The sequence below is a fragment of the Streptomyces lincolnensis genome, from assembly GCF_021173675.1.
Lineage (GTDB): Bacteria > Actinomycetota > Actinomycetes > Streptomycetales > Streptomycetaceae > Streptomyces > Streptomyces lincolnensis_B.
The window spans coordinates 627497-644768 of sequence record NZ_JAIHON010000004.1; the positions used below are offsets into that span (position 1 = coordinate 627497).

Annotated in this window: 15 protein-coding genes and 1 tRNA gene; 8 read left to right on the plus strand and 8 right to left on the minus strand. The window is 71.0% G+C overall.

Annotated elements, in window-relative coordinates:
• The first annotated feature begins 20 nt into the window (after positions 1 to 20).
• The gene (gene ku / locus K4B79_RS13700) at positions 21 to 1127 is read left to right on the plus strand and encodes a non-homologous end joining protein Ku (RefSeq protein ID WP_445276259.1); all 1107 of its coding nucleotides are present in this window, start codon (positions 21 to 23) and stop codon (positions 1125 to 1127) included.
• A 130-nt stretch (positions 1128 to 1257) separates the two neighbouring features.
• Here ku and K4B79_RS13705 read toward each other — a convergent pair whose 3' ends face one another.
• Both K4B79_RS13705 and K4B79_RS13710 read right to left on the minus strand, forming a co-directional pair.
• Positions 1258 to 1758 (minus strand): peptidylprolyl isomerase, encoded by a 501-nt coding sequence (locus K4B79_RS13705; RefSeq protein WP_232026799.1) that lies wholly within the window; start codon positions 1756 to 1758, stop codon positions 1258 to 1260.
• A 153-nt stretch (positions 1759 to 1911) separates the two neighbouring features.
• Positions 1912 to 3237: an acyltransferase family protein gene (locus tag K4B79_RS13710; protein ID WP_232026800.1), complete on the minus strand. Its 1326-nt coding sequence runs from the start codon at positions 3235 to 3237 to the stop codon at positions 1912 to 1914.
• Between the two features lie 218 nt (positions 3238 to 3455).
• Between K4B79_RS13710 and K4B79_RS13715 the strand changes: the two genes are divergently transcribed.
• Positions 3456 to 4730, plus strand: coding sequence for a lipase (locus K4B79_RS13715; RefSeq protein WP_232026801.1), 1275 nt, complete (start codon positions 3456 to 3458; stop codon positions 4728 to 4730).
• A gap of 103 nt (positions 4731 to 4833) precedes the next feature.
• On the opposite strand, the gene K4B79_RS13720 is transcribed toward K4B79_RS13715, so the two are convergent.
• Complete coding sequence (locus tag K4B79_RS13720) at positions 4834 to 5883, minus strand: Lrp/AsnC family transcriptional regulator (protein WP_232026802.1); 1050 nt, start codon at positions 5881 to 5883, stop codon at positions 4834 to 4836.
• Between the two features lie 234 nt (positions 5884 to 6117).
• Positions 6118 to 7728 (minus strand): MFS transporter, encoded by a 1611-nt coding sequence (locus K4B79_RS13725; RefSeq protein WP_232026803.1) that lies wholly within the window; start codon positions 7726 to 7728, stop codon positions 6118 to 6120.
• Between the two features lie 488 nt (positions 7729 to 8216).
• Between K4B79_RS13725 and K4B79_RS13730 the strand changes: the two genes are divergently transcribed.
• Complete coding sequence (locus K4B79_RS13730) at positions 8217 to 9500, plus strand: MFS transporter (protein WP_232026940.1); 1284 nt, start codon at positions 8217 to 8219, stop codon at positions 9498 to 9500.
• 237 nt (positions 9501 to 9737) lie between these two features.
• Here K4B79_RS13730 and K4B79_RS48605 read toward each other — a convergent pair whose 3' ends face one another.
• From K4B79_RS48605 to K4B79_RS13745, 4 genes are all read right to left on the minus strand, one after another.
• Positions 9738 to 10049, minus strand: a complete 312-nt coding sequence (locus K4B79_RS48605; RefSeq protein ID WP_374208463.1) for a GntR family transcriptional regulator — start codon at positions 10047 to 10049, stop codon at positions 9738 to 9740.
• A 150-nt stretch (positions 10050 to 10199) separates the two neighbouring features.
• A complete protein-coding gene (locus K4B79_RS13735) occupies positions 10200 to 10613 on the minus strand; it encodes a type II toxin-antitoxin system VapC family toxin (RefSeq protein WP_232026804.1) in 414 nt (137 codons plus the stop codon).
• Positions 10610 to 10873, minus strand: coding sequence for a CopG family transcriptional regulator (locus K4B79_RS13740; RefSeq protein ID WP_232026805.1), 264 nt, complete (start codon positions 10871 to 10873; stop codon positions 10610 to 10612). Before K4B79_RS13740 ends, K4B79_RS13735 begins: the two co-directional genes overlap by 4 nt.
• Before the next feature lie 306 nt (positions 10874 to 11179).
• Positions 11180 to 11251, minus strand: a tRNA-Arg gene (locus K4B79_RS13745).
• A gap of 158 nt (positions 11252 to 11409) precedes the next feature.
• Here K4B79_RS13745 and K4B79_RS13750 point away from each other — a divergent pair.
• The 5 genes from K4B79_RS13750 (at position 11410) to thrC (ending at position 17228) form a co-directional block, all read left to right on the plus strand.
• A complete protein-coding gene (locus K4B79_RS13750; protein ID WP_232026806.1) occupies positions 11410 to 11958 on the plus strand; it encodes a response regulator in 549 nt (182 codons plus the stop codon).
• Positions 11959 to 12115: 157 nt separating this feature from the next.
• Positions 12116 to 13264, plus strand: coding sequence for an ArgS-related anticodon-binding protein NrtL (gene nrtL / locus K4B79_RS13755; RefSeq protein WP_232026807.1), 1149 nt, complete (start codon positions 12116 to 12118; stop codon positions 13262 to 13264).
• A gap of 16 nt (positions 13265 to 13280) precedes the next feature.
• On the plus strand, positions 13281 to 14672 hold the full coding sequence (gene lysA, locus K4B79_RS13760; protein ID WP_232026808.1) for a diaminopimelate decarboxylase: 1392 nt from the start codon (positions 13281 to 13283) through the stop codon (positions 14670 to 14672).
• Between the two features lie 198 nt (positions 14673 to 14870).
• Entirely contained in the window at positions 14871 to 16163 is a 1293-nt protein-coding gene (locus K4B79_RS13765; RefSeq protein ID WP_232026809.1) for a homoserine dehydrogenase, read from the plus strand.
• A gap of 6 nt (positions 16164 to 16169) precedes the next feature.
• Complete coding sequence (gene thrC, locus K4B79_RS13770; RefSeq protein WP_232026810.1) at positions 16170 to 17228, plus strand: threonine synthase; 1059 nt, start codon at positions 16170 to 16172, stop codon at positions 17226 to 17228.
• Positions 17229 to 17272: the final 44 nt, after the last annotated feature.

Consider the following 17272-nt stretch of genomic DNA (forward strand, 5'->3'; position numbering starts at 1 on the left):
CGATCGAAAGGGTGCTGCACGTGCGATCCATATGGAACGGCGCCATCTCGTTCGGCCTGGTCAGCATCCCGATCAAGCTGGTGAACGCGACCGAGAGCCACTCGATCTCGTTCCGTCAGATCCACACCGAGGACGGCGGCCGCATCCGCTACCGCAAGGTGTGCGAACTGGAGGACCGCGAGGTCACCCAGTCGGAGATCGGCAAGGGCTACGAGGACGCGGACGGCACGATCATCCCGATCACCGACGAGGACCTGGCCCATCTGCCGCTCCCGACGGCCAGGACGATCGAGATCGTGGCCTTCGTGCCGGCCGGCCGGATCGACCCGCTCCAGATGGACGCCGCGTACTACCTCGCGGCGGGCGGTGCCGCGGCCGCCAAGCCGTACACCCTGCTGCGCGAGGCCCTCAAGCGCAGTCAGAAGGTCGCCGTCGCCAAGTTCGCGCTGCGCGGCAAGGAACGCCTCGGCATGCTGCGCGTGGTCGGCGACGCGATCGCCCTGCACGGGCTGCTGTGGCCGGACGAGGTCCGTGCCCCCGAGGGGGTCGCGCCCGACACGGACGTCACGGTCAACGACAAGGAACTCGACCTCGCGGACGCCCTGATGGACACCCTCGGCGAGATCGACCTGGACGACCTGCACGACGAGTACCGCGAGGCACTGGAGGAGGTCGTCGCCGCGAAGGCCGCCGGCGAGGCCCCGCCCGAGACCCCCGAACCGGCCCGGGGCGGCAAGGTCCTCGACCTGATGGCGGCGCTGGAGAAGAGCGTGCGCGCGGCCAAGGAGTCGCGGGGCGAGGAGACGGGGGCGGAGGGAGCGGCGGGAGCGGCGGAGGAGGAGCCCGCCGAGGTCAGACGCCTCCCGGCCCGGAAGTCGGCCCGGGCCACACCCAAGCAGACGGGCGGCAAGAAGTCGACGGCGTCCGGCTCGGGGACGAAGAAGACGGCCGCGAAGAAGACGACGGCCGCCGCGAAGAAGTCGACCGCGAAGACGGCACAGGGCACGAAGAAGACGGCGTCGTCGGCGCGGAGGACGACGGCCGCCGCGAAGACGACGACGGGCAAGAAGACCGCGGCCAAGAAGACGGCGGCGAAGAAGACGGCGGCCCGCAAACGGACCGCGTGACCTGCGCACCGCGCCGGCTACTGGCCGCAGCCGCAGGTCTCGTCAGCCGTGTCGTCCCGTGAGTCCTGTGAGCCCCGTGAGTCCTGTGGACCCTGAGGATTCCGGCGGTCTCACCGGTCCTGAGGAACCGTCAGTCGAGGACCGTGGCGGACTCGATGACCAGCGTCTCGGTGGGCACGTCCTGGTGGCCGCCCTTGCTGCCGGTGCGGACGGCCTTCATCCGGTCGACGACGTCCTGGCCCTCGGTGACCCGGCCGAAGACGGCATAACCCCAGCCGCGCATGTCCTTCGACGTGTGGTTGAGGAAGCCGTTGTCCGAGACGTTGATGAAGAACTGGGCGGTCGCCGAGTGCGGGTCGCCGGTGCGGGCCATCGCCACGGTGTACTCGGTGTTCTTCAGCCCGTTGTCGGCCTCGTTCTGGATCGGGGCCTGGGTGGGCTTCTGCTTCATGTCCGCGGTGAAACCACCGCCCTGGACCATGAAGCCGTTGATCACGCGGTGGAAGATCGTTCCGTCGTAGTGTCCCGCGCGGACGTACGACAGGAAGTTCTCGGCCGTCTTGGGCGCCTCGGCGTCGTTGAGCTCGAGAACGATACGGCCGAAGTTCGTGGTCAGCTCGACCCTGGACATGTGAATCGTCCCTTTCTGGTGGGGCTTGGCCGCAGCATCTTGTCACACGGGTGTTGACCAGGACCGTTGAGCGGGTCATGACGGCACCCGCGCGCCGACCGGATGTCGGGCCGCCTCCTCGCCCCGATGTCGGGCCGCCTCCTCGACCCGGTGTCAGGCCGCCTCTTCCAGAACGCCGTTCGCCCCGGCCCTCGCCGACCGCGCTCCACGCCCGCGCGGTCCGGCCAGCAGCACCAGCGCCGTGCCCGCCGCCAGCCCCAGCGCGGGCAGCACCGGGAACCGTCCGTCGGGCGCGAACCCGTGCACCGCGAAGCGGCTCAGCGCGAGCGCGCTCACCGCGAGCCCGAGCCACACGGCCCAGGCCCCGCCGCGCAGCCCGGGTTCCGGCCGCGTCCGGTCGTAGAGCACCCCCAGCCCGCGTTCCACCGGCCTCAGCGCCGCCACGACCCCGGCGAGCACGACCGCGAGGAGCAGCAGCCACGGCACCCGCAGCCCCCACCACCCCGGGGAGCCGAGCGCGGGCTGCGGTGCGAGGCCGGTCAGATAGAACGCGGCGGCCAGGACCAGCACCGGCAGCATGTGCCACAGATACAGCGTCATACTCGCGCCGCCGACCGGCCGTACGACCCGCCAGACCCGCTCGCGGTCGAGGAGCCGCCGCACCGCCGGCGCGACCAGCTGACACACCCCCACCTGTGCCACCACCCAGGCCAGCATGGCCGCCGAGGGCGGGTCGGTGTTGCCGGTCTCCTGGCCGGTGACCCGGATCAGGCTGACGGGGTAGGGGCCGAGGGCGACCAGCAGAGCGAAGGCGGCCCCGCCGGCGGCGGCCAGCACCCCGGGCACGGCGAGCCCGTCGAGCAGCCCGTCCCGCCGGCAGAAGCCCAGTTGATAGGCCACGCCCCATACGAGGACGTAGTCGAGCACCCCCACGGACGACACGCCCCCGGCGACCACGACCACGTCGACCCCCACCGCGACCGCGCCCATGACCAGCGGGACGCGCGGCCCCCAGCACCGATGTGCCGTGTGCAGCACCGGAGTAAGGGCGCTCAGCACGAGGTAAACGGGCAGGAACCAGAACTGCATGGCCATGGCCCAGCCCACCATCGAGAGCGTGTACGGATCCACGCCGGCGCCCGCCGAGACCCCCACGGCGAGCAGCACCAGCCCGCTGTACACCCCGGTCGGTAGCAGCAGCCGCACCGCCCGCCGCCCCGCCCACCCGGCCGCCGTACCGCCCGCGCTCCGGGCCCGCTCCCAGGATCCGGCGGCCGCGTCGCCCCCGGCGAGGAAGAACAGCGGCATGATCTGGAACAGCAGCGTCAGCCACTGCGTCCCGGGCAGCACCGCGAGCAACTCCGGTGCCACGACCTGCCCTTGGGGCCCGTGCTCCAGCGCGGTGATCAACCAGTGCCCGAACACCACGAGCACGATCGCCCAGGCCCGCAGGAAATCGACGTAGCGGTCTCTGCTCATACGACGTGATGCTCCCGTCCGGCCTGCGCCATCGAGCCGAATCGTCCGGGCCGCAACCAATCCGTGGCCGGTACGACACCGGACCGGGCGGGGGCCGGGCGGGGATGTGCTGCCGTCGGGCGCGGCGGGCACGGGCCTGCTCTGCGGGGGAAAACCCCTCCTCGTCCGGCGGGGCGGCCGGATGGTGACCAGGACCGACCCGTCTCTACGGTCAGGTCATGAAGCCCTTACGCGAACTCCTGTTGGTCTCCTCGATCTCGGTGGCCCTGCTGGCGGGCGGAGTCACGGCCGCCGCGGCGCACGACCGGGGCCCCGGGAAAACCGCCACCGCGGCGGCCGAGGACACCCGTGCCACGCACCGGCGGGGACAACTCGTCTCCGTCGACCACCTGCGCACCCTGTCCGCGGCGCAGATCAAGGCCGAACTGAAGAGCGACGACGGGGGAGCCTGGGACACCGGAGCCGTCCGGTACGGCGTGGACACCTACCGCGTGGTGTACCGCACCGTCGACCCGTCCGGCCGCCCCACCACCGCGAGCGGCCTGGTCGCCGTACCCCGTGGCGGCGAACGGCACCTGCGGACGGTGTCGTTCGCGCACGGCACCGAACTGTTCAAGGGAGACGTCGCCTCGGTCAGCGACGAGGTGTGGTCCCAGGCCCCCGCACTGACCTACGCCTCGGCGGGATTCGCCGCCGTCCTCCCCGACTACCTCGGCCTCGGCCTGGGCCCCGGCCCGCACCCGTGGATGGACATCCCCTCCGAGACGACCGCCTCCCTGGACCTGCTGCGCGCCGCCCACACCCTCGCCCCGACCCTCGGACGACACCTGCGCCCCGACGTGTTCGCCACCGGCTTCTCCCAGGGAGCCTCGGCCGCCCTGGGCCTGGCCCGCGCCCTCCAGGACGGCGCCGACCCCCGGTTCGCGCTCCGGGCGGTGGCACCGGTCAGCGGCGCGTACGCCTTCCGCGACGCCGCGCTGCCCTCCCTGCTCTCCGGCGAGACCGACCCGAAGGCCGGCGTGATCTACACGGCCCTGACCCTGGTCGCCTTCAACCGCCTCCACCACGTCTACGACACTCCGGGCGAGGTCTTCCGCAAGCCGTACGCCCGTACGATCGAGGGCCTGCTCGACGGCACCCACACCGGCGCCGAGGTCGTCGCGGGCACCCCGGCGACCCTCGACGGCCTCCTCACACGGCACGGCCGCGCCCTGCTCACCCGTCCCACCGGAGGGCTGGCCGAGGCCCTGCGCCTGACCGACGGAGTCTGCGCCGACTGGACCCCGCGCGTCCCCGTCCGCCTCTACTACGCGGCCGGAGACGAGCAGGCCGTCACGGCCAACAGCCAGCACTGCCACGTCACGTTCCACGCCCACGGCACCCACGCCCCCCTCTCTCCCCTCGGCACCCCCACCTACGCCGGCTCCCGCCACCTGGGCTCCCACCAGGCCGGCACCGCCGCAGTGGTCCGCTGGTTCGGGTCCCTGGCGTGACGCCGGTGAGCGCGGGGTTCGTTCCGTGCGCGCCTCGGAGTCGCCGGGGAGTCGGTGTCGATGTCGGTGGCGTAGTCACTGTCGGCGGCGCCACCGGGGGGAGTCATCGTCGGCGCCCCTCGGACGCGCCCGCCGTGCTCGAACCCGTGCCGGAGGTCAACGGCTCGTAGCTGAGCTGCTTGACCCGGCGCAGGGTCAGCACGGTCTCGACCGACTGGACGCCCTCCAACGCCCCGATCTTCTCGCTCAGATACGCGTAGAGCTCGGCGCCGCTGCGGTGCAGGGTCGCCGCGACGAGGTTGGCCCGACCGGTGGTGGCCGCGGCGAACTGCACCTCGGGATGCCCGGCGAGCGCCTCGCCGACGGAGGCGAGCGCGGCCGGCGTCACGGTGAGCCACAGCAGCGCGTCCATCTCGTGTCCGAGCGGCTCGAAGTCGTGCTGGACGTCGAAGTACAGCACCCCGCTCGACCGCAGCCGCTCCAGCCGCCGCTTGACCGTCGACTCCGGCTGGCCGGTGGCCGTCTGGAGTTCGGTGAGCGTGGCCCGGCCGTCCCGCCCGAGGACGGTGAGCAGCGCCTCGTCCTCCGCGTCCAGGGTGACCGGCCCCGACACGGTCTCGACGGGCGGCGGGCGCAGGGCCGCCTCCTCGGCGGGGGAGAGGGCGGCGCTCTTGTTGAGCCAGCCGAGGGCACCGCCGTAGAAGAAGTGCAGGACGCAGTGGGCACTGACCGACATGACACGGGGGGTGCGCTGGAGCCGGTCGAGGAGCAGCTTGTCGCGGGCCTCCCGGTCGCGGGGTTTCATCGTGCACGTCACCTCGGTGCCACCGGAGTTCAGCGTGACCCACGAGGTGTCCGGGCGCAGGGCGAGCGCCCCCGCCAGTCGCTCGGCCGTGTCCGGGGTGCAGCGCAGCCGGACGATCCAGCTGCTGCGGCCCAGCCGGTTCTCGTCCGTCACCCCGAGCACCCTCAGGCGAGCGCTCGTGTGCAGCCGCCGGTAGCGCCGGGCGACCGTCTGGTCGGACACGCCCAGCACCTGCGCGATCCGGCTGAAGGGGGCCCGCCCGTCGAGTTGGAGCGCGTGGAGCAGCTTCAGGTCCAGGGGGTCGAGCGGGGCGAGAGGGGCGAGGGGGGCCAGGGCGGTCGGTTCCATGGGTGTCTCCGTTTTCGTCTCCGTCTCAGTCTCCGTCTCCCGTGCTCGTCGCTCAGGGGGAGGCGAGGACTGGACTCAGGAGTCGGGCGAGGCCCGGAACCGGGATCCGGTTCCGGGCCTCGCCTCGCGCCCTCAGGGTCTCCGGGGAGGGCGCCGCGTACCGGACATTTCTCCACGGTCCATGATCCGGCACGTGGTTGTTCCCTGTCCGTGGGGCGGGGTGGTCCCGCGCGGTCAGGCACTCTCCGCTACGGCCGTGCTCCCCGCTACGGCTGTGTTTCCCGCGACGGCTGTGTTTCCTGTGACCGCCGTGCTCCCGCGCCCCGGAGTGCGCAGCAGCACCGCGGCGACGGCGGCGGCGACGAGTGCCAGCACGGCCGCGATGGTCAGGCAGAGGTGGAGGCCGTCGAGAAAGGCCTCGGAGAGGGCGCCGAGCGCCCGCCCCTGATCCGGCCCCAGGTTCATCCCGGCGACCGCGCCCAGCCCGCCCTCCTCCACCGCCGCGCCGACGCGCCGCACCGTCGCCGCGGGCAGCCCGGCGTCGGCGAGGTGACCGGGCAGGGCGTTCAGGGCCTTGCTGCTGAGCACGGCGCCGAGGACGGCAGGACCGAGCGCGCCGCCGACCTGACGGAAGGCGTTGTTGCCGGCCGCCGCCATGCCGGCCAGGTGGTGCGGCACGGAGGCGACGGCGGTGGCCGTCATCGGGGTGATGACGAGGCCGAGACCGACGCCCAGCAGCACCAGCCGCCAGGCCAGGGAGCCGTAGGAGGTGTGCGCGTCGAGGCCGGTCAGCGTCAGCAGGGCGGCGGAGGTCACGAGCAGTCCGCCGGTGATCAGGACGCGCGGGGACCAGCGGTGCATCAGCCGGGCGGCGGGCTGCGACACGAGGATCGCCGCCAGGGTCACCAGGATCATGCGTACGGCCGCATCCAGCGTGCTGAGCTGCTGCACCATGCCGAAGTACAGGCTGAGCGCGAAGAAGACACCGATCAGACCCAGGAAACAGATCATGGCGACCAGCGTCGTCGCCGCGAACGCCGGGCTCCGGAACAGCGACAGATCCAGCATCGGACTGTCACTGCGCCGTTCCACGACCACGAACCCGACGGCGCTGACGGCCGCGAGCACCAGGGCGACGACGACCCGGCCCTCGGTGAAGGACGCGGCGCCGCCCTCGATGACGCCGTAGACCAGCGCGGTGATCGTGACCATGGCGGTGATCTGGCCGGGCCAGTCCAGCCGGCGCGAGCCGGGGGCACGTGAGTCGGTCACCAGCCGGGCGGCGGCCACCACGGCGACGAGCGAGGCGGGGATGGGCAGCAGATAGATCCACCGCCAGGCCATGTGGTCGAGGATCACCCCGGCGATGAGAGGCCCTACGGCCAACGCCCCCATGAGCGCCGTGGCCCACAGCCCGACGAACTTCCCCCGCTCCCGCGGATCCGGCACGGCGTGACTGATCAGCGCCAACGTGCTCGGCAACAGCGCCGCCGCACCCAGCCCCGCCACCGCCTGCCCGACCCACAGCACCTCGATCGACCGCGCGCACAACGCGATCAGCGCCCCCAGCCCACTGAGCACCAGCCCGCCCTGAAGAACCTGCTTACGGCCGTGAACGTCCCCCAGGACACCCGCGGTCAGGATGAGCGCGGCCATGGGCAGCACGAACGCATCGGTGACCCAGGACAGTTCGGCGGTCGACGCGTGCAGCGCCCGCTGGATGGCCGGCAGGCTCACCGACACCGTCGTCACCGGCAAATAGGCGACGAACACACCGACGCAGGCCATGACGAGCGTGGCTGCCCGTCGCTCCCGCGGCGCGTTCGCCGTGGTCGTGACATTCACGAGAGTCTCTTCCTGATCCGAGAAACCGCCGACGCGGTTCGCTTGCTACGACGGCAACCCTCCGATCCCGACCACGAACCGACCCAGCCACGGGCCCGGAATTCCCAGAAATCCGACATGAGGAACCGATTTCCGGGGGATCTCCGACACCGCTCCCGCCTCAGAGCCTCCCCCCGCCGCGATCTTCTGCGCCGGGCGGCGGACCGCTAGGGTTCTGGACGCAGCGAGTGACCTACTGAGTCACCTACGAGGAGCGAGGACATGCCCGGTTTCCCGAGCACGCGTTGACGTCGTGGGCCGTCACCGGCCCGGTCATCGCGTGCTGCCCTTGATGTAGCGGCACAGCGAGCCTTCCCCCGCTCGAACTGTCGGCGCACGTTCCACGCGCCCGATGGCGGGCTTCGTTGTAGCCAACACAAGGGACCCAGGTGCCGCCCACTCCCTCTGAACCCTCCTCTGTTCCATCAGGTCTGTCAGGCCCGTCAGGTCTGTGGCGGGACGCCGACTTCCGCAGACTCTGGCTCGGCCAGACAGCCTCCCAACTGGGCGAACACGCGAGCCTGGTGGTCCTGCCGCTCTACGCGGTCCTGACGCTCCACGCCGGCGCCGGCGAGCTGGGCGTCCTCCGCGCGGTGGGCCAGGCCCCGATCCTCCTGCTCTCGCTCTTCGTCGGCGCGTGGGTGGACCGGTGGCGGACCCGCACGACGATGATGCTCACAGACCTAGGCCGAGCCCTGGCCCTCTCCGCCGCGGCGGCCGCCGGCCTCTTCGGCCTACTGGGCCTACCCACTCTCCTCGTCCTCGCCTTCACCGTCGGAGCCCTGTCCGTGTTCTTCGACGTGGCCTACCAGGCGTCCGTCGTACGACTGGTACAACGCGACCAACTGGTGCCGGCCAACAGCGCGTTGGAGGGCAGCCGCTCCACAGCCCAGATCGCCGGCCCCGCACTCGGCGGCACCCTGGTGTCCCTGCTCTCAGCCCCGATCGCCGCCGCCTCCAGCGCCCTGTTCTTCGCCCTGTCATTCCTGTCGCTCCGCCGCATACGCAGAGCGGAATCATTCCCGGAGGATCGGGGGTACTTGGAGGCCCTGGAGCACACAGAGGAGGCGCAGCACCCAGAGGAGGCGCAGCACTCGCCTCGGGTCTGGCGACGCATTCACGAGGGTCTGCGCTTCGTCGCCCGCGACACCATGCTGCGGACGGTCTGCCTGGCCTCAGCAGCCTTCCAGTTCTCCTTCGCAGCCCTGATGACCGTCTACCTCCTCTTCCTGCCCCGCGAACTGCACCTCTCGGGCACCGTGATCGGCCTGGCCCTAACGGCGGCAGGCCCGGGCGCCCTCCTGGGATCACTGCTGGCCGCCCGCCTGCCGAGCCGTTTCGGCCACGGCAAGGTACTGGTATGCGCGGCGGCACTCGGCGACGGCATCTTCCTGTGCGTACCAGCCCTGCACGGCTCCTCGGCGACGACCATCGCAGCCCTGCTCGGAGCGGGCTTCGTCTTCGGATGCGGCAGCCAACTGGTGAACGTCACGATCATGTCCGTCCGCCAGGCCATCACCCCACCCGCCATGCAAGGCCGCACAGCCGCCACCATCACCTTCATCGGCATGGGAATGACCCCCCTCGGCTCCCTTCTCGGCGGCTACCTCGCCGAACAATGGCCCCTACGCCCCACCCTCCTGACCACAGCCACCGCCATGCTCCTCTCCCCCCTGATCATCGCCCTCTCCCCCCTGGCCCACCTACGCCAAACCCTCCCACCCAAGCCTTGACCCATCTTTGCCGCCCGTCGGGAATCGCCTCAGACCTTTCAGTGAGCGAGCAACTCCCAGCAGGAATCGAACCAGGCCTGGCCTTGAGAGACGGTACGAGCGGCACGTGCCGGACCTCGAACTCCACCGCGGGCACAAGTCCCATGCGCTGAAGGTCGTACAGCCTCGCCCGCAGTGACTCGATGTGCCGACGCATGATGCCGAGGAACTCCGGCGACAGTGTGAAGACGTCCAAGGTCACTTCGTCCTGCTCGAAGGCCCGGCTGATGAGCGGCCCCAGCGTGACGGTCCGGCCGCTCGCCGCTCGCCGCTCTTCGGCCAATGGACCACCTGGGTGCGCACTACGTGGGAGCCGCTCCCCTGCCGCGTTTCGATCCAGCCCTCGTCCCGCAACTCCCTGATCACACGCTGAACGGTGTCCCGGGAGACCCCGAACTCTCCGCCGATTCCCGATGGGCCGGAAGCAGGGACCGTACGCGCAGGATTCGAACCTGCGCACACGGCTCCGGAGGACGGAAGTTCCCAGAGGTTTTGGCAGGCCGGCGCCATAGCTGACTGGCCGTCAAGCCCGCCGTCCCGCGCATGTCCCGCTAGGGCGTGTGTCCATACCGAGTTCCCGACTTCCGGGGGCCGACGGATCGAGGCCGGCCCGGTTGCATGTAGGTGGGCCTCGTGCTTGATCGGGCGGGCGATGTGCCCTCAGATCTTGATGGCGGTGACGCGCCCGCGGCAGAGTGCAGCGAGGTCCTCGGGGTCGGAGGTGAGGACGGTGACGGGGCCGGGAGCGGCCAGCGCCGTGGCGCTGAGCATGGCGTCGATGGCGTACTTGTGGCCGTGCCGGCCGGCGTCGGCGAGGAGGGCGGCGGCGTGACGGGCGATGGACTCGGTGACCGGTTCGATGACGAGGCGGGACATGGTCCATTCCAGGGCCGGGCGATTGATCCGTGGGTGAATCACTTCCACGAGGGTGGCTGCCGAAGTGATCACCCGCAGGTCGTCGGTGCGTGCGAGGGCGAGCCAGCCGGTGACCGTGCGGTCGCGCAGTACGGCCTTGGCCAGCCCTTCGCTGTCGAGGACCAGGGTGCCGCCTGGGGTGGCGGGGGAGGGGGTCACGCGGCGTTCGTCCCGCCGCGGGTCTGTTGCTCTCGGGCTTGGTGGAGCTGGTCCCGCAGCGTCTGAATCTCTTCGTCGGTGATGGGGCCGTGTTCCGCCTCCGCCACCGTGATGAGTTCGTTGAGGTTGTCCCGCTCGATCTGACGGGCCACGGCTGCGGCGACGTAGGCGGACAGTCCGGAGGGGCCGCTACGAGCCTTGGCGGCTTCGGCGATATCGCGCGGCATGGTGATCGAGTACTTGCCGGTAGGCTCACTCATGCTACCTATCCTACCTCGTATCCTCCCCCGTTGGATGAGGGCTGACAGAGGCAGTGGCCGCGGTGTGGCCCAACCGCGAGCTCGAATCTGGATTTGGGAGTACGGCGGGACTCCAGAGGGTGTTGCTGCTCCCGGGCTTGATAGGAGCATCCGGGATGTACTTCGCGGGGCTCTGCCCGAGGTCGCAGCTCTATCGCGATCAGTGCCAAGCAACGACAAAGAGCGGGACCCAGTGAGACTGGTTCCCGCTCTTCATGCATGGCACCTACGCTGGTCAACCGCATCATCGTGCTGGTTGAGGCGAAGTGCCCCCGGCAGGATTCGAACCTGCGCACACGGCTCCGGAGGCCGTTGCTCTATCCCCTGAGCTACGGGGGCGTGTCGGTCGCGGTGTTCGCGGCGACGGGTAGAACCCTACCAGCTCTGTCGGGGTGTTCATGAACGGGTTTTGCGGGGTCGGGGGGTGGTTCGGGCGGGTCGGGCAGGGGGGTTGGGGTGGGGGTCGGGGATGTGAGGATCACCCGGCAGGGGCAGAAGTGGGGAAAACCCGGACGCGGTGGCCGGTCCCGACCTACTCTCAAGGTGTGCCAGGCGTGTCCGGCCGGGTGCTTGTTGTGGACGACAACAAGGTCATCCGGCAGCTGATCAGGGTCAATCTCGAACTGGAGGGGTTCGAGGTGGTGACCGCGGCCGATGGTGCCGAGTGTCTGGATGTCGTTCATCAGGTGCTGCCCGACGTGGTGACCCTGGATGTCGTCATGCCGCGGCTCGACGGGCTCCGGACCGCCGCCCGGCTTCGGAGTGACCCCCGGACCAGTCACCTGCCGCTCGCGATCGTCAGCGCCTGTACGCAGTACGAGGTCGAGACCGGCCTCGACGTGGGCGTCGACGCCTTCCTTGCCAAGCCCTTCGAACCCGCCGAACTCGTGCGTCTGGTACGGCAGTTGATCGAGCGGCGGGGGAGTGGAGGGAGCGGGGGAGCGGTCCAGGAGGACCCGTCCGCTTTCGACGGCCTCCTCGGAGCGGGAGAGGACGGTCTCCTCGGGGCCGGAGAGGCCGAGCGCGCCGGACGTGCCGGCGCCTGAATCCCCAGGGAACGATCCAGGTCCACGTTCACGTCCAAGTTCAATTTCGTAGGGGCGGCTCCGCGTCCCTCACCCCCGTGCCGCCCCGCCGTCCATATCCCGGACCCCTCCTGAACCGGCTCGCCTACCCACCCCCCTCCTCCCCTACGCTTGTCCCGTGACCCCCGTCGAGCTCTCCCGTACCGTGCTGCGCGCGGTGCGTCGTGCTGTGGACGAGGGGGCACTGAGTGTCACGGTGCCGGAGCGGGTGGTCGTCGCTCCTCCCGGGCCCGGTGGGTGTGGGGACTACGCCACCAACATCGCCCTTCAACTCGCGCGGCCGGCCCGGCAGCCCTCGCGGGACGTCGCCGAGATCCTGAAGACCCGCCTGATCGGCAGCGACGGCATCACGGACGTCGTCGTCACCGGCCCGGGTTTCCTCAACATCAGCCTCCGCGACACCGCCGCCGTCACCCTCGTCGAAGAGATCCGGGAGCGGGGGAATCGGTACGGGCACGCCATCGGGTTCAGTGGCGACGTCTGGCAGCTCCAGGCCGTCCACGAGGTCCGCGCCGTCGTCCTCGCGGACGCTCTCGGCCGGATCATGCGCTCCCAGGGGGCCGCCGTCCGTGTCACCTGTACGGCCCGCCCGGCGCCGGAATGGGAGACCCGCCTCGGCGTGCGGCTCGACTCGCACGGCAAGCGCGTGTTCCCCGGCCCGCTGGTCGTCAACCTACGGCCCGTCCCGGCCCCCTCCGACCCCGTCCGCCTCGGTCGCGACGCCGGTCGCTGGGCCCTGCTGCACCCCGCCTCGCACGACCGGCCCCGGATCGACGACGATTGTCTCGTCCAGCGTGAGAGCAACCCTCTCTTCCGGGTCCGTTACGCCCACGCCCGCATCCGGGCCCTCAGCCGTAACGCCGCCGACCTGGGGTTCGACGCCGAGCCCGAGCTGCTGGCCGAGCCCGGTCTACTGACCGAGCCCCAGGCACACCCCAAGCCCCAGGCACACGCCAAGCCTCAGTCACACCCCAGCACCCCACACCCCCTCAAGCCCCACCCCCACCTCCACCCCCTCCTCCCCCACCTCGCCGACCACCCCCGCGTGCTCGCCCAGGCCGCCGAGGACCGCGCTCCCGACCGTCTCGCCCGGCACCTCGTCACCGTCGCCGATGCCGTCATGCCCCTGCTCCCCACCGTCCTCCCGCGCGGCGCGGAGAAACCCTCGGCCGCCCACCGCGCCCGGCTCGCGCTCGCCGAAGCCGCCGGGACGGTGCTGGCCGGCGGCCTGTCCCTGCTCGGTATCGACGCACCCGAACACATCTAGAGAGCCAGTCAAGAAGATGAGCCGTTCCGCACACCCCGCCGGGCCCCGTCACGCCGACGTCCTCCCCGAGGGCCACTACTCCGCCCCGCCCGCCGACCTCAACACCCTCGACCCCAAGGTCTGGGCCCAGACCGTCACCCGCGACCAGGACGGCGTCGTCACCGTCGGCGGCATCGACGTCAAGGCCCTCGCCGAGGAGCACGGCACCCCCGCCTACATCGTCGACGAGGCCGACTTCCGGGCCCGGGCGCGGGCCTGGCGCAGCGCCTTCGGGGCCGACGCCGACGTCTTCTACGCCGGCAAGGCGTTCCTCTCCCGGGCCGTCGTGCGCTGGCTGCACGAGGAAGGGCTCAACCTCGACGTCTGCTCCGGCGGCGAGCTCGCCACCGCCCTGTCCGCCGGTATGCCCGCCGACCGGATCGCCTTCCACGGCAACAACAAGTCGACGGAGGAGATCACCAGGGCGGTCGAGAGCGGCGTCGGACGGATCGTCCTCGACTCCTTCCAGGAGATCGTCCGCGTCGCGCACATCGCGCAGTCCCTCGGAAAGCGGCAGCGCGTACAGATCCGTATCACCGTCGGCGTCGAGGCCCACACCCACGAGTTCATCGCCACCGCCCACGAGGACCAGAAGTTCGGTATCCCGCTGGCCGGCGGACAGGCGGCCGAGGCCGTGCGGCGGGCGCTCCAGCTGGACGGGCTCGACGTCATCGGGATCCACTCCCACATCGGATCGCAGATCTTCGACATGTCCGGCTTCGAGGTGGCCGCCCACCGTGTCGTGGGCCTGCTGAAGGACATCCGCGACGAGCACGGGGTCGAGCTGCCGGAGATCGACCTCGGCGGCGGGCTCGGCATCGCCTACACCTCCGACGACGACCCCCGCGAGCCGCACGAGATCGCCAAGGCGCTCACCGAGATCGTCACGCGGGAGTGCGAGGCGGCCAGGCTGCGCACGCCCCGGATCTCCGTCGAGCCCGGGCGCGCCATCGTCGGCCCGACCGCATTCACGCTCTACGAGGTCGGCACCATCAAGCCCCTGGACGGGCTGCGCACGTACGTCTCCGTCGACGGCGGCATGTCCGACAACATCAGGACCGCGCTCTACGACGCCGAGTACAGCGTCGCCCTGGTCTCCCGCACCTCCGACGCCGCGCCCATGCTGGTCCGGGTGGTCGGCAAGCACTGCGAGAGCGGTGACATCGTGGTGAAGGACGCCTTCCTGCCGGCGGACCTGGCACCGGGCGACCTGATCGCCGTACCGGCGACGGGGGCGTACTGCCGGTCGATGGCCAGCAACTACAACCACGCGCTGCGGCCGCCGGTCGTGGCGGTCCACGAGGGCGCCTCCCGGGTCATCGTCCGCCGCGAGACGGAGGAGGACCTCCTGCGTCTCGACGTCGGCTGAGTCGGCGAGCGGGCCCGTGAGCGCATCGGCGAGCCGGCCGATTCGGCGTCCGCCGAGCTGAACACCGGGGCGGAAGATCTTCGGTTTTCCGCCCCCGTACAAATGAAATAGTCATCTCACAATCCGGACCCAGGGTAGAAAGTCCCGTCCGGTGAGTGAGACTGGTCCCACCGTGACGGTATGAGGAAACGAGGTCGGATGATGCGTACGCGTCCGCTGAAAGTGGCGCTGCTGGGCTGTGGAGTGGTCGGCTCAGAGGTGGCGCGCATCATGACGACGCACGCCGCCGACCTCGCCGCCCGGATCGGGGCACCGGTGGAACTCGCGGGCGTGGCGGTCCGCAGGCCGTCCAGGGTCAGGGAGGGCATCGACCCGGGCCTGGTCACCACGGACGCCACCGCCCTCGTCAAACGCGGCGACATCGACGTGGTCGTCGAGGTCATCGGCGGCATCGAGCCCGCCCGTACGCTCATCACCACCGCCTTCGAGCACGGCGCCTCCGTCGTCTCCGCCAACAAGGCGCTCCTCGCCCAGGACGGCGCCGCCCTGCACGCCGCCGCCGAGGAGTACGACGCGGACCTCTACTACGAGGCCGCCGTCGCCGGAGCGATCCCGCTGATCCGGCCGCTGCGCGAGTCCCTCGCCGGCGACAAGGTCAACCGGGTGCTCGGCATCGTCAACGGGACGACGAACTTCATCCTCGACAAGATGGACTCCACGGGCGCCGGATATCAGGAAGCGCTCGACGAGGCCACCGCCCTCGGGTACGCCGAGGCCGACCCGACCGCCGACGTCGAGGGCTTCGACGCCGCCGCCAAGGCCGCCATCCTCGCCGGGATCGCCTTCCACACGCGCGTGCGCCTCGACGACGTCTACCGCGAGGGCATGACCGAGGTCACCGCCGCAGACTTCGCCTCCGCGCGGGAGATGGGCTGCACCATCAAGCTGCTCGCCATCTGCGAGCGGGCCGCCGACGGCGCCTCCGTCACCGCGCGCGTGCACCCCGCGATGATCCCGCTGAGCCACCCCCTCGCCTCCGTCCGCGGCGCCTACAACGCCGTGTTCGTGGAGTCCGACGCCTCCGGGCAGCTGATGTTCTACGGCCCCGGCGCGGGCGGCGCTCCCACGGCCTCCGCCGTCCTCGGCGACCTGGTCGCCGTGTGCCGCAACCGCCTCAACGGAGGCACCGGACCCGGTGAGTCCGCATACGCCGCGCTGCCCGTCTCGGGCATGGGCGAGGTCGTCACGCGGTTCCACATCAGCCTCGACGTGGCGGACAAACCGGGTGTTCTCGCCCAGGTGGCGACCGTGTTCGCCGAGCACGGCGTGTCGATCGATACGGTTCGCCAGCAGGGGAAGGACGGCGAGGCCTCTCTCGTCGTCGTCACGCACCGCGCGTCCGACGCCGCCCTGAACGGGACCGTCGAGGCGTTGCGCAAGCTCGACACCGTGCGTGGTGTCGCCAGCATCATGCGGGTTGAAGGAGAGTAACCAGCAATGACCCACCAGTGGCGCGGAATCATCGAGGAGTACCGGGACCGGCTGCCCGTCTCCGACACCACGCCGGTCGTGACGCTCCGCGAGGGCGGCACGCCCCTCGTGCCCGCGCAGGTGCTCTCCGAGCGCACCGGCTGTGAGGTCCACCTCAAGGTGGAGGGCGCCAACCCCACCGGGTCCTTCAAGGACCGCGGCATGACCATGGCCATCACCCGGGCCAAGGAGGAGGGTGCGAAGGCGGTCATCTGCGCCTCCACCGGCAACACCTCCGCCTCCGCCGCCGCGTACGCCGTGCGCGCGGGCATGGTCTCGGCCGTGCTCGTGCCGCAGGGCAAGATCGCGCTCGGCAAGATGGGCCAGGCCCTCGTGCACGGCGCCAAGATCCTCCAGGTCGCCGGCAACTTCGACGACTGCCTCACCCTGGCCCGCGCGCTGAGCGACAACTACCCGGTGGCGCTGGTCAATTCGGTCAACCCGGTGCGCATCGAGGGCCAGAAGACGGCCGCGTTCGAGATCGTCGACATGCTCGGCGACGCCCCCGACATCCACGTCCTGCCGGTCGGCAACGCGGGCAACATCACGGCGTACTGGAAGGGCTACAAGGAGTACGCCGCCGACGGGATCGCCCGGAAGACCCCGCGGATGTGGGGATTCCAGGCCTCCGGTTCCGCGCCCATCGTGCGCGGCGAGATCGTCAAGGACCCCTCGACCATCGCCACCGCGATCCGCATCGGCAACCCCGCGTCCTGGCAGTACGCGCTGGCCGCGCGGGACGAGTCCGGTGGCTTCATCGACGAGGTGACGGACCGTGAAATCCTGCGCGCCTACCGGCTGTTGGCCGCTCAGGAGGGCGTCTTCGTGGAGCCGGCCTCGGCCGCGTCGGTGGCCGGTCTGCTGAAGGCCGCCGAGCAGGGCAAGGTCGACCCGGGCCAGCGGATCGTGTGCACGGTCACCGGAAACGGCCTCAAGGACCCCGACTGGGCCGTCGCGGGCGCCCCGCAGCCGGTCACCGTCCCGGTCGACGCGGCGACGGCGGCCGAGCGCCTCGGCCTGGCCTGACCCGGCCTGACCTGGTAGTCCGTACAGGGGTGCACAGGGGGCTT

What these genes read in the sequence shown, in the direction of transcription:
- K4B79_RS13705 (WP_232026799.1), bottom strand. Translation starts at nt 1,758, where the DNA reads ATGTCCAGGGTCGAGCTGACCACGAACTTCGGCCGTATCGTTCTCGAG.
- K4B79_RS13710 (WP_232026800.1), bottom strand. Translation starts at nt 3,237, where the DNA reads ATGAGCAGAGACCGCTACGTCGATTTCCTGCGGGCCTGGGCGATCGTG.
- lysA (WP_232026808.1), top strand. Translation starts at nt 13,281, where the DNA reads ATGAGCCGTTCCGCACACCCCGCCGGGCCCCGTCACGCCGACGTCCTC.
- K4B79_RS13720 (WP_232026802.1), bottom strand. Translation starts at nt 5,883, where the DNA reads ATGGAACCGACCGCCCTGGCCCCCCTCGCCCCTCTCGCCCCGCTCGAC.
- K4B79_RS13740 (WP_232026805.1), bottom strand. Translation starts at nt 10,873, where the DNA reads ATGAGTGAGCCTACCGGCAAGTACTCGATCACCATGCCGCGCGATATC.
- K4B79_RS48605 (WP_374208463.1), bottom strand. Translation starts at nt 10,049, where the DNA reads ATGGCGCCGGCCTGCCAAAACCTCTGGGAACTTCCGTCCTCCGGAGCC.
- K4B79_RS13715 (WP_232026801.1), top strand. Translation starts at nt 3,456, where the DNA reads ATGAAGCCCTTACGCGAACTCCTGTTGGTCTCCTCGATCTCGGTGGCC.
- K4B79_RS13765 (WP_232026809.1), top strand. Translation starts at nt 14,871, where the DNA reads ATGATGCGTACGCGTCCGCTGAAAGTGGCGCTGCTGGGCTGTGGAGTG.
- thrC (WP_232026810.1), top strand. Translation starts at nt 16,170, where the DNA reads ATGACCCACCAGTGGCGCGGAATCATCGAGGAGTACCGGGACCGGCTG.